Annotated in this window: 11 protein-coding genes; 7 read left to right on the top strand and 4 right to left on the bottom strand. The window is 70.7% G+C overall.

From position 1 onward, the window contains the following. Positions 1-43: 43 nt before the first annotated feature. The 3 genes from ACIA5D_RS44195 to ACIA5D_RS44205 form a co-directional block, all read right to left on the bottom strand. Positions 44-1,069 (bottom strand): aldo/keto reductase, encoded by a 1,026-nt coding sequence (locus tag ACIA5D_RS44195; RefSeq protein WP_396036654.1) that lies wholly within the window; start codon positions 1,067-1,069, stop codon positions 44-46. A gap of 153 nt (positions 1,070-1,222) precedes the next feature. Further along, a complete protein-coding gene (locus ACIA5D_RS44200) occupies positions 1,223-2,824 on the bottom strand; it encodes an ABC-F family ATP-binding cassette domain-containing protein (protein ID WP_396036655.1) in 1,602 nt (533 codons plus the stop codon). 177 nt (positions 2,825-3,001) lie between these two features. Continuing rightward, on the bottom strand, positions 3,002-3,778 hold the full coding sequence (locus tag ACIA5D_RS44205) for an IclR family transcriptional regulator (protein ID WP_396036656.1): 777 nt from the start codon (positions 3,776-3,778) through the stop codon (positions 3,002-3,004). Positions 3,779-3,924: 146 nt separating this feature from the next. On the opposite strand from ACIA5D_RS44205, the gene ACIA5D_RS44210 reads away from it, so the two are divergent. The 7 genes from ACIA5D_RS44210 (at position 3,925) to ACIA5D_RS44240 (ending at position 10,501) form a co-directional block, all read left to right on the top strand. Beyond that, positions 3,925-4,683, top strand: a complete 759-nt coding sequence (locus ACIA5D_RS44210) for an SDR family NAD(P)-dependent oxidoreductase (RefSeq protein ID WP_396036657.1) — start codon at positions 3,925-3,927, stop codon at positions 4,681-4,683. 22 nt (positions 4,684-4,705) lie between these two features. Further along, on the top strand, positions 4,706-5,500 hold the full coding sequence (locus ACIA5D_RS44215; protein ID WP_396036658.1) for an SDR family NAD(P)-dependent oxidoreductase: 795 nt from the start codon (positions 4,706-4,708) through the stop codon (positions 5,498-5,500). Then, entirely contained in the window at positions 5,500-6,633 is a 1,134-nt protein-coding gene (locus ACIA5D_RS44220) for a heme-binding protein (RefSeq protein WP_396036659.1), read from the top strand. The genes ACIA5D_RS44215 and ACIA5D_RS44220 overlap by 1 nt, the downstream gene beginning before the upstream one ends. After that, on the top strand, positions 6,630-7,562 hold the full coding sequence (locus tag ACIA5D_RS44225) for a ketopantoate reductase family protein (protein ID WP_396036660.1): 933 nt from the start codon (positions 6,630-6,632) through the stop codon (positions 7,560-7,562). The genes ACIA5D_RS44220 and ACIA5D_RS44225 overlap by 4 nt, the downstream gene beginning before the upstream one ends. 126 nt (positions 7,563-7,688) lie before the next feature. Continuing rightward, positions 7,689-8,663 carry a sugar ABC transporter substrate-binding protein gene (locus ACIA5D_RS44230; protein ID WP_396036661.1) on the top strand — a complete coding sequence of 325 codons (975 nt, stop codon included), beginning with the start codon at positions 7,689-7,691 and terminating at the stop codon, positions 8,661-8,663. An 18-nt stretch (positions 8,664-8,681) separates the two neighbouring features. Beyond that, positions 8,682-9,719 (top strand): ABC transporter permease, encoded by a 1,038-nt coding sequence (locus tag ACIA5D_RS44235; protein WP_396036662.1) that lies wholly within the window; start codon positions 8,682-8,684, stop codon positions 9,717-9,719. A gap of 5 nt (positions 9,720-9,724) precedes the next feature. Beyond that, on the top strand, positions 9,725-10,501 hold the full coding sequence (locus ACIA5D_RS44240) for an ATP-binding cassette domain-containing protein (RefSeq protein WP_396036663.1): 777 nt from the start codon (positions 9,725-9,727) through the stop codon (positions 10,499-10,501). Here ACIA5D_RS44240 and ACIA5D_RS44245 read toward each other — a convergent pair. Then, positions 10,470-11,105: an MBL fold metallo-hydrolase gene (locus tag ACIA5D_RS44245; protein ID WP_396036664.1), complete on the bottom strand. Its 636-nt coding sequence runs from the start codon at positions 11,103-11,105 to the stop codon at positions 10,470-10,472. The two genes, ACIA5D_RS44240 and ACIA5D_RS44245, sit on opposite strands and share 32 nt — an antisense overlap. Positions 11,106-11,127 lie beyond the last annotated feature (22 nt).

Genomic DNA, 11,127 nt, shown 5'->3' on the forward strand with positions numbered 1-11,127 from the left:
GCGGTGGTCCCTGACGGGTACGGCGTGGCGGCACCCCGCCACCCTACGAGGTTCGGCGACGCAGGCTCCGGTCGGTCAGCGACGGCGGCGTGTACCCCGCGTCGACCGGGTTGAGGTTCGTCCCCGGCGGCACGATCTCGTCGATCCGGTCGAGCAGGTCCGCCGTGAGCGAGGGCGCGCCCAGCTGCGACTCGAGGTGCTCCATCGTCCGCGGCCCGATGATCGCCGAGGTGATCGCCGGGTGCGCGAGCACGAACCCCAGCGCGAGGTGGATCAGCGACATCCCCACCCCGGCCGCCAGCTTCGTGAGCTCGTCGACGGCTTGAAGTTTCGCCGCATTGGACGGCCGCGTCGGGTCGTACCGCTCGGGAAGCCGCGACACGCGCAGCGAGAGCGGCGACGTCATTCCCGAGTGATAGCGGCCGGAGAGGTACCCGCCGCCGAGCGGGCTCCACGGAAGAACGGCGAGGCCGTAGCGGGAGGCCACCGGGAGCATCTCACGTTCGATGCCGCGCACCAGGATCGAGTACGGCGGCTGCTCGCTCACCACCCGTTCCCGCCCGCGCCGTTCCGCGATCCACTGTCCCTCGACGATCGCGGACGGCTCGAAGGTGGACGTCCCGATATAACGGATCTTTCCTTGGCGTACGAGGTCGGACAGCGCCCCCAGCGTCTCGTCGAAGTCCGTCTCCGGCTCGGGCCGGTGCACCTGGTACAGGTCGATCCAGTCGGTACGGAGCCGCCGCAGGCTGTTCTCCACCTCGGCGACGATCCACCGCCGCGAGTTTCCCTTGGTGTTGAGGCCGTCCCCCATCTGCCCGTGGAACTTGCTGGCGAGGAAGACGTCGTCGCGCCGCCCTTCGAGGGCCTTCCCGACGACCTCCTCGCTCTCCCCCTGCGAGTAGACGTCCGCGGTGTCGATCGCGGTGATCCCCTCGTCCAAGGCGCGGTGGATGATCCGGATCCCGTCCTCGTGATCGGGGTTCCCGGATTTGCCGAAGTTCATGGCGCCGAGCGTGAGGTTGCTGATCTGCACGCCGGTGCGCCCGAACGGCCGGTACTCAACCATGGTGAAAGACCTCCCCGAGAAGCGACTCGTCCCATCCTGCCCCGAACGCTCGAGTGGGCAAGCGCCCACTCGAAGTGGGCAAGCGCCCACTTAAAGTGGGCAAGCGCCCACTTAAAGTGGGCAAGCGCCCACTTAAAGTGGGCAAGCGCCCACTCACACCGGGAGCAGCCGCCCGTCGGCCAGGCGCATGCGCCGGTCGATGCCGATCTCGTCGAGGAAGCGCCCGTCGTGCGACACCACGACGAACGCTCCCCGGTACGAGTTCAGCGCGCTCTCCAGCTGGCCCACGCTGACCAGGTCCAGGTTGTTGGTCGGCTCGTCCAGCAGCAACAGCTGCGGCGCCGGCTCGGCGCACAGCACGCAGGCGAGCGTGGCACGCAGCCGCTCGCCCCCGGAGAGGACCCGGACCGGCAGGTGGGCCCGCCCGCCCCGGAAGAGGAAGCGGGCCAGCCGGTTCATCCGCTCGGCGTCCGGCAGCGTCGGGGCGAACGCCGCCATGTTCTCGGCGACCGTGCGGTCCGGGTCGAGGAGATCCAGGCGCTGCGAGAGGTACGCGACCCGGCCGTCCGCGTGCCGGACCGCGCCCGCATCGGGGGAAAGGTCGCCGGCGATCAGACGCAGCAGCGTGGACTTGCCGGAGCCGTTCGGCCCGCTCAGCGCGATCCGCTCGGGCCCGCGGATCGTAAGGTCCAGGCCCGTGAAGAGATCACGAACCCCGAGCTCCGAGCCCTCGAACAGGGTCCGGCCGGCGGGAACGGCCGTGCCGGGCAGGTCGATCACGATGCGGTCGTCCTCGCGGAGCGCCCGCTCGGCCTCTTCCAGCCGGGCCCGCGCATCCGCCACCCGCGAGGCGTGCGTGTCGGCAGCCTTGCCGGCCGCCACCTCGGCGCCGCGCTTCATGGTGCCGGCGAAAATTTTCGGGAGGCCGGCGTTCTTGAGGTTGCGGCTCGCCGTCGACGCGCGCCGGGCCGCCCGCTCGCGGGCCTGCTGGAGCTCGCGCTTCTCGCGCTTGACCTCCTGCTCGGCGCTGCGGACGTTCTTCTCGGCCACCTCCTGCGCGGCCGCGACCGACTCCTCGTACGCGGAAAAGTTGCCACCGAACAGCGAAAGTGAACCGCGGTCGAGCGACGCGATCCGGTCCATCCGGTCGAGCAGCGTGCGGTCGTGGCTGACCACGAGCAGGCAGCCGGCGAAGTCGTCGAGCACGTCGTAGAGCCGGGCGCGCGCGTCCCCGTCAAGGTTGTTGGTGGGCTCGTCGAGCAGCAGCACGTCGGGGCGCTTGAGCAACTGGGCGGCGAGCCCGAGCGAGACGATCTGGCCGCCGCTGAGCGTGCCGAGCGGGCGGTCGAGGGTCACGTCGGCGAGGCCGAGCCGGTCGAGCTGGGCGCGGCTGCGCTCCTCGACGTCCCAGTCGTTGCCGATGATCGTGAAGTGGTCCTCGCCGGTCTCGCCGGCCTCGATCGCGTGCAGCGCGCGCAGCTGTGCGTCGACGCCGAGCACCTCGGCCACGCTCAGCGACGACGACAGCGGCAGGTCCTGCGGCAGATAACCGAGCGTGCCGGTCACCGTGATCGAGCCGTCGAGCGGCTTCACCGCGCCGGCGATGAGCTTGAGCAGGGTGCTTTTCCCGCTGCCGTTGGCGGCGACCAATCCCGTACGGCCGGAGGGCACGCTGAACGAGAGGTCGTGGAAGACGGGGGTGTCGTCCAGCCAGGAAAAGGACACGTGGGAGCAGACGACGTAAATGTCGGACATGAAGGCAAACCTCAGCGCGATAAACCGGTAGAAAACCGGCAGGAAGGGATATGACGACGCGAAGAGACACGGCCGGGCTCACCCGGAGATGTCGTCGTCCCCCTGCAGCACTGTGGATCACCCTTTCGATCGGGAAAGCACCGTCAACGGTAGCACTCTCGTACCGTGAAGTCCGTTTTACGAACCGGCTACGAGCTGAGAGATCTGCGTGCAGGTCGCCAGCACCACGGGCTTCAGCTCACGCACGATCCGCTGCGCCGACCAGTCGCGGGCCTGCACGGCGAGGTTGACCCCGGCCACGACACGACCGTCCGGACCGGTGATCGGCCCGGCCACCGACCTCAGCCCGTACGCGAGCTCCTCGTCCTGAACCGCCCAGCCCTGCTCCCGGATCCGCGCGAGCTCCTCGCCCAGCTCGTCGAGGGAGACCTTGGCGTTGGGGCCGTGCTGCGCCGGGAACGACTCGGCCGTGACGCGCGCCTTCAGCTCGGCCGGCTCGAGGTGCGCGAGCAGCAGCTTGCCGATCGAGGTGTGCACGGCCGGCAGCGTCGAGCCCACCTGGATGTTGGCCGTGACCAGGTCGGAGTTGCGCAGCCGCACGAGGTACAACACGCGGTCGCCGGTCAGCACCGCGAGGTTGACGGTCTCGCCCGTGTCGGTGGCCAGCCGCTGCAGGCGCGGCGTGGCCAGCTCGACGAGGTCGAGGCTGCGCAGCGCGGCGCTGCCGAGGGTAAGGACGCGAACGCCCGGCCGGTAGTCCCCGCTCGGCAGATGATCGAGGTAGCCCTCGGAGGTGAGCGTCTGCACCACCCGGTACGCCGTCGGCATCGGCAGCCCGGCCGCCTCGGCGAGGTCGGTGACCCGCCAGGTCGGCCGCTGCTCGGTGAAGAGGCTCAGCAGGCGCAGGCCCTTGGCCAAGGCCTCGACCCGGTACTCCGGCTTCGCGTCCGCCATGGTGCTCCCCGCGGAAAGTTGGTGAAAAGCATGAGCGTAGAGCCCCGCGCAACTGGAGCCTGGACAGCCCCGAACCCGGCGTCTACGGTATCGGATAATCGCTTTCACAATGCGAGAACTGATCTGCCGAGAGCAAGGGGTATCTCATGGTTGACTGGCTAGCGCTCTCCGGTCGGCCGGCCCTCGTAGTCGGTGCGGGTGGTCTCGGCGGCGCGAGCGCAATGAGCCTCGCCGTCCAGGGCGCCCGGGTCGCGCTGGTCGACGTCGACGAGCACAAGCTCGAGACGGTGGCGCGCGCGGCCAAGGAGGCGGGCGGCGTCATCGAGACCATCGCCTGCGACCTGCGCGATGCCGGACGCTGCCGGCAGGTCGTCGAGGAGGCGACCGCGCGCATCGGCGTACCCCAGGTGTTCCTGCATGCCGTCGGGCGCAACGTGCGCCGCCCGGTCCTCGATCTCACCGATGCCGATTGGCAGCAGCTCGTCGAGCTGAATCTCTCCACCGCCTACTGGCTGGGTCAGCAGGTCGGGCGGCTGATGGTCGGCGCCGGCTACGGCCGGATGATCTTCGTGTCGTCCGTCTCCGGCTTGCTGGCGCACGCCAACCACGCGCCCTATGCCGCGACAAAAGGCGGTCTCAACCAACTCGTACGCGTGATGGCGCGCGAATGGGCGGCGCACGGAGTGACCGTCAACGCCGTCGCGCCCGGTTACATCGAGACGGATCTGACCAAGGACCACCTCGACCGGAACGGCAATCGCGCCGCCCTGGAAAGTCTCGTCCCGGCCCAGCGTCTCGGCGTGCCGGAGGAGGTCGCCGACGCGGTCACCTTCCTCGCCTCCGACCGGGCCGGCTTCATCACCGGCCAGGTCCTCTATGTCGACGGCGGGCGCGTGCTCGTCTGAACCGTCCGAAAGGAAAGCTCCAGTGGCTTTGAATCCCGTTCCCCTCCCCCGCCGCTTCGAGGGCCGCTCGGTCGTGGTGACCGGCGCCGGCACCGGCTTCGGCGCCGAGATCGCGGTCCGCGCCGCCCAGGAGGGCGCCCGCGTTGTCGGCGTGCATTACCGCTCGTCCAAGGCCGGCGCCGAGCAGACCGCCGACCGGGTCCGCGACGCGGGCGCCGAGCCGGTGCTGCTGCAGGCCGACATCGCCGGCTGGTCGCAGGTGGCGCGGCTGGCCGACGAGGCGTTCCAGCAGCTCCGCGGCGTCGACGCGGTCATCAACAACGTCGGCGACGTGGCCCGCGAGCAGATGTCGTGGCGGGACATCACCGAGGAGTCGGTCGACCATGTCCTCGCCGTCGACATCAAGGGCACGATGGCCTGCGTCCACGAGTTCGGCGCCCGCATGCTCGACCAGGGCCACGGCGCGATCGTCAACATCGGCTCCACCGTGATCGTCCGGGGCAGCGCCCGGGCCCCGCAGTACGCGGCGGCCAAGTACGGCCTGCTCGGCCTCACCAAGTCGTACGCGCACGCCTTCGCCCCCGTCGTCCGGGTCAACGTGTTCGCCCCCGGTTTCATCGAGACCGAGGCGACGCTGGGCCGCAAGGATTGGCGTGAGGGCCGCGGCGACCAGCTGCGCAAGATGACCCCGATGGGCCGCATCCCCGGTCCCGCCGAGCTGGCCGGCACGGCGCTGTTCCTGGCCACCGACGACGCCTTCCACATGACCGGCGGCTACATGGTCGCCGACGGCGGGTACAACATGGTCGGCGCCTGATGGACGCCGGCATCCATCCGGCCGACATCTCGCTCGCCGACGCGCGCGAGCTCGTGCGGCGGGCGGTGGACAAGGCCGAGCAACTCGGGCTGCGCGGCGCGATCGCCGTGGTCGGTGCGAGCGGCGCCCTGGTCACGGCGTCGCGGCTGGACCACGGCGGCCCGGGCGGCATGGCCCGCGCCCGCTCCAAGGCCTGGATCTCGGCGACCCAGCAGATCCCCAGCTCGGAGCACCTCCAACGGATGACCACGCTGCCCGCGCCGATCAGCACGGGCTTCGTGACCGCCTCGCCCGAGGCGCTCTTCCCCGGGGCGGGCGGCCTGCCCATCCGCGACGGCGACGGCGTCGTGACCGGCGGCATCTCGGCGTCGGGCGCGACGGTCAGCCCGTTCCTCCCGACCGGGGTGGCGCCCGAGGTGGTCAGCGCCGACGGCGAGCCCGCGAACCCGGAAGACCTGCTCATCGCGTACGCCATGGGCGTGCCGTACGCCGGCCAGCACGGCGACGATCGGGCCCGCTGGCAGGCCCGTTTCGGCGATCTGACCGTCTCCCCCGCCGACAGCCTCGGCATGAAGCCGGCCCTGCCCGCCGCCCGGCAGCGCGAGCTGGACTGGGCCCTCGACCTCTGCGATCGCGTCCTGGCCGCGGCCGGGGCTCAGGGCCTGAAAGTCAGCGTCGCGGTGGTCGACCGTGGCGGCGACCCCATCCAGCAGGACCGGATGGACGACGCCCCGGCCGGCGGCGTCGAGGTCGCGCTGGCGACGGCGAGCGCGGCGGCCCGGTTCGGCGTGCCGAGCGAGCAACTGGCCGACTGGTATCCGGCCACGCAACTCCCGGCCCTGCACCCGGCGCCTCTGCTGGCGGCGCCCGGCGGTCTTCCGGTCGAGCTGGGGGGCGCGGTGGTGGGTGGCCTCGGCGTCGGCGGCGCCGATCCGGCGACCTGCGCGGCCCTGGCCCGCGCCGCGCTCACCGAGCCGGCAGCCCCGCCCGAGCCGGCAGCCCAACCCAAGCCGGCAGCCCAACCCGAGCCGGCAGCGCAGCCCGAGCCGGCAGCGCAGCCCGAGCCGGCAGCGCAGCCCGAGCCGGCAGCGCAGCCCGAGCCGGCAGCGCAGCCCGCGCCGGCCGCGTCATGAGCGGCGAGGTGGTGCGCGTCGCGATCCTGGGGTGCGGCGCGATCGGCAGCCTCTACGCCGCCCATCTCACCCGAGCATCCGGGGTCGAGGTCTGGGCCGTGGACCCGTGGCCCGAGCACATGCAAGCCATTCGTGAGCATGGCCTGAAAGTCACCGGCCTCGCCGATTTCACCGCCCCCGTCCAGACCCTCACCGACGCCGCCGGCCTGCCGCCCTGCGACTTCGGCATCGTCGCGACCAAGGCACAGCACACCCACGCGGCGATGACGGGAGCGCGGCATGCGTTGCAGGACGCCGCCGTCGTCAGCGTGCAGAACGGCGTCGGTAACGAGGAGGTGATCGCCGGACTGGTCCCCCGGGTCATCCGCGGCACCATCGTCACCGCGGGCGCGGTCACCGCCCCCGGCGTCGTGCGCTACGACGCACCCGGCGACACCTGGATCGGCCCCTTCGAGCCGAGCCCCGCCCGAGCCGGCGAGATCGCGCTGCTGGCGGAGAAGCTCAACCAGGGCGGTCTGAAGACCCACGCCGTCGACGACGCGCGCGGCCCTCAGTGGACGAAAGTCGTGTTCAACGCCGCGACCAGCCCGCTCTCTGCGCTCACCGGCCTCACCGTCGGTGCCGTCTGCACCGATCCGGCGCTGCGAAGAGAGGTGGAACGCCTGATCGACGAGGCGGAACGGGTCTGCGCGAGAGCCGGCATCCCCCTCACGCGCGACCCTCGGCATGCGGTCGAGGAGGCGGTGCGGGAGGCGTACGCGCACAAGCCCTCGATGTTGCAGGACGTGCTCGCCCGCCGTACCACCGAAATCGACGTTCTCAACGGCGGCGTAGCCGCCGAGGGACGCCGCCACGGCGTGCCCACGCCCGCCCACGACGCCATGGTCGCCCTGGTGCGTGGCCTCGAAACGTCCTGGCAGCACGGTTAGCCGTCACAGGTGAGAAATCGTCCGGTCAAGCCATGGACATCGTGCAACAGCTCACCTATGTTTCTCACATCTAAAAGAAATCGGCTTTCACGATGTGAAAGTAACGCTCATAGCAAGGAGTTCGCGATGACCGTTCTCCGCACCGCCCTGGCCGCCGCTCTGGCCGCTCCGCTCCTGCTCACCGCCGCGTGCGGCAACTCATCGAGCGACGACTCGGGCACCATCGGCGCTGCCGCCAACAAGCTCCCCCAGACGTTGGTCTTCTCCCCCCTCTCCCTCGCGCCGCCGGCGCTGAAGGGCCTCTCCGAGGGCGTGAAGGGTTACGCCAAGTCGAAGAGCTGGGAGGTCATCGTCCAGGACCCCAACTTCGACGCGACCAAGCAGACCCAGCAGCTCAACGAGGTGATCAGCTCGGGCCGGGCCGGCGCCGCCTGGGTGATCGCGGTCGCGCCCAAGTCGATGGGCCAGATCCTCAAGACCGCCCAGTCCAAGGGCGTGCCGATCCTGGTCAACGGCAAGCCCGACGAGTACGGGTACACCGGCCCCCAGCCGGGCATCACGTTCGACTACATCGACTACGAGGCCGGCGGCAAGGAGCTCGGCTCGCAGCTCGGCAAGTGCATCACCGAGAAGCTGGGCGGCGCCGCGAAGGTTCTCTACACGGCCAGTCAGGAAGGCTCGGCCGGCAAGGAGGTCTTCGACAAGTCGGCCCTCGACGCGCTGAAGGCCGCCGCCCCCAACGCCACCGTCGTGCAGACCATCAACGTCGTCGACCGGGCCAAGGGCCAGACCGACATCGGCAACGTGCTGCAGGGCAACCCCGACCTGAGCGCGGTCATGTCGGCCAACGACGAGGGCGCGCTCGGCGCGCTCGGCGCGGCCGACGCGGCCGGCAAGAAGCTCGCTTGTGTCACCGACTTCGGCGGCAACGACGAGGTTCTCAAGAATGTGAAGGACGGCAAGATCTACGCCTCGGTGGCGCTGCAGTTCGAGGCGGACATGACCCAGTCGTTCGACACCCTGGTCAAGATGCAGGCCGACCCGAAGGCGAACGGTGAGATCCTGATCGTGCCGCAGAAGACCACGACGGCCGGAAGCTGAGCTGAGGGGACCATGGCCGTGACGATCGCACCCGCGCGTGCTGCGAGCGACAAAGCCGACCGGGATCCGGCAGTCATCCGCTGGCTCATCTTCGTCCGGGACCGGGGCATCTTCGTCCTCTGGGCGTTGCTGCTGGTCGCCTTCAGCATCTGGGCGAACCCGTACTTCGCGAGCATCGACAACGCGCTCCTGATCGCCAACGCCGCGGCGATCACCGCGATCTTCGCGGCCGGGGTGGCCGTCGGGATCATCGGCGGCGCCCTGGATCTCTCGATCCCGGGCACCGCGGCGCTGGCCGGCTGCGTCTGCGGCTGGCTGATCACGCACGGCACGCCGACCTGGTTGTCGATCGTCGCGGCCCTGGTCCTCGGCGCGGTGGTCGGGCTGGTCAACGGCCTGATCACGCTGCGCGGCTTCAACCCGATCGTGGTCACGATCGGCACGCTGTCGGCGATGTCCGGGCTCGCCTCGGCCCTCGTCGGCGGCTACACGGTCCCGGGGCTCGACTCCCTCGCCTTCATGGGCACCCAGCGCTACCTGGGCGTACCGGCGCCGGTCTGGATCGTGGCGGTGCTGTTCGCGCTCGGCACGGTCTTCCTGACCCGCACCCGCGACGGCATCCGGCTGATGGCAGTCGGCGGCAACCCCGAGGCGGTACGCCGCTCCGGCATCCACGCCGACCGCTACAAGGTGCTCGGCTTCGTCGTCAGCGGATTCTGCGCGGCGCTCGGCGGCCTGGTCACCACCGCGCTGGTGACCGAGGCGAACCCGGCCGCCAGCCCGGGCATCATCTTCAACGCGCTGACCGCGGTGGCGCTCGCCGGCGTCTCGCTGGCCGGCGGGCGCGGGTCGCTGCCGCGGGTGCTGGTCGGCGCGCTGATCCTCGGCACCATCTCGAACGCGCTGACCATCAAGGGCATCCAGCCGTACTGGGCGACCGCGGTGACCGGCCTGCTGCTGCTCGGCTCGCTGGGCGTCGAGAAGTGGGTTTCCACCACGGTTTCCCGCCGCCTGGTGCAGTCCGCGAACGCGTCCGTCCACACCGGAACGAGGTGACTCCGGTGACTTCCACGCCGGCGCTGGAATTGAAGAACATCGACATGCACTACGGCTACGTCCGCGCCCTCGACGGCGTGGACGTCGAGGTGGCGCAGGGCGAGGTGCTGGGCCTGCTCGGCGACAACGGCGCCGGCAAGTCGACGCTGCTCAAGCTGATGGCGGGCGTGCACCAGCCGACCCGCGGCGAGATCCGGGTGCACGGCACGCCCGCCACGTTCGCCTCACCGGCCGACTCTACGCACGCCGGCATCCAGATGGTCTACCAGGACCTGGCGCTGGTCGACGCGCAGGACATCGCCACCAACCTCAACCTGGGCCGCGAGATCCTGCGCGGGGGCCCGCTCGGCTGGCTGGGCTTCGTCGACCACAAGGCGCAGCGGCGACGCTCCACCGCGGAGTTGGAGCGGCTGGGGGTACGCACGGCGGCGATGACCCGCCCGGTGGAGATGCTCTCCGGCGGGCAGCGGCAGGTGGTCGCGCTCGCCCGCGGCGCGACGCGCGTCGGCGGGGAGAAGAGCGGCGTGCTGCTGCTCGACGAGCCCACCGCGGCGCTCGGCTACGAGCAGACCCAGCAGGTGCAGGCGCTGATCCGCCGCCTCGCCGACCAGGGCGTCGCCTGCATCCTGGTCACCCACAACCTGCCCCTGGCCATGGAGGTCTGCGACCGGATCGCGGTGCTCAACCGCGGCCGGAAGGTCGCCGACGTGCCGGTAGCCGAGACGGACAACGACCAGCTCGTCGGCTGGATCACGGGCGCACGTCCGTCGATGTACCCCTGACCAGGCGCTTTGTTTGCGGGGCGAAGGCCGTCAGCATCCCGCAGTACTTGGCCGGGTCGGTCGTCTCTCCCTCGTGCATCGGCACCGCCACCCGCGGGTCGACCGCGCGCACGTAGTCGACCGCCTCGGCCAGCTTGAGCCACGGCCCGTCCACCGGCACCGCGAGCACGTCCACATCGGACGGCGGCACGAGAAAGGAGTCGCCCGGGTGGAAGAACGCTCCCTCGTCCACGAGATAGCCCACGTTCAAACAGCCGGGCACGTCGCCGTAGACCGCCGCGTGCAGTCCGCCCAGCACGTCGACCGTCGCCTCGCTCTCACGTTCGCCGAAGCGCAAGCGGTCGCCCGGCTCGACCACGACGTGTGCGGGCAGGCCCTCGACGGTGGCCGCGGTGTCGGCGTCGACGACCAGGCTCGCCTTTTCGTTGGCCGACATCAGCGCCGCCAGGCGGGAGATATCGAGATGGTCGGGGTGCTGGTGGGTGACGAGCACGGCGTCGAGGTCGCGCACGCCGTCGAGGTCGGACATCGTCCCGGGGTCGATGAGCAGCCGGGCGCCGGTCTCCACGAGCAGGCACGCATGGCCGAAATGGGTCAGCTTCACGGGGACGCAGCATACTCTCGCA

The organism is Actinoplanes sp. NPDC051513, from assembly GCF_044454685.1.
In the GTDB taxonomy this organism is placed as follows: domain Bacteria; phylum Actinomycetota; class Actinomycetes; order Mycobacteriales; family Micromonosporaceae; genus Actinoplanes.

What these genes read in the sequence shown, in the direction of transcription:
- ACIA5D_RS44195 (WP_396036654.1), bottom strand. Translation starts at nt 1,069, where the DNA reads ATGGTTGAGTACCGGCCGTTCGGGCGCACCGGCGTGCAGATCAGCAAC.
- ACIA5D_RS44200 (WP_396036655.1), bottom strand. Translation starts at nt 2,824, where the DNA reads ATGTCCGACATTTACGTCGTCTGCTCCCACGTGTCCTTTTCCTGGCTG.
- ACIA5D_RS44205 (WP_396036656.1), bottom strand. Translation starts at nt 3,778, where the DNA reads ATGGCGGACGCGAAGCCGGAGTACCGGGTCGAGGCCTTGGCCAAGGGC.
- ACIA5D_RS44210 (WP_396036657.1), top strand. Translation starts at nt 3,925, where the DNA reads ATGGTTGACTGGCTAGCGCTCTCCGGTCGGCCGGCCCTCGTAGTCGGT.
- ACIA5D_RS44220 (WP_396036659.1), top strand. Translation starts at nt 5,500, where the DNA reads ATGGACGCCGGCATCCATCCGGCCGACATCTCGCTCGCCGACGCGCGC.
- ACIA5D_RS44225 (WP_396036660.1), top strand. Translation starts at nt 6,630, where the DNA reads ATGAGCGGCGAGGTGGTGCGCGTCGCGATCCTGGGGTGCGGCGCGATC.
- ACIA5D_RS44230 (WP_396036661.1), top strand. Translation starts at nt 7,689, where the DNA reads ATGACCGTTCTCCGCACCGCCCTGGCCGCCGCTCTGGCCGCTCCGCTC.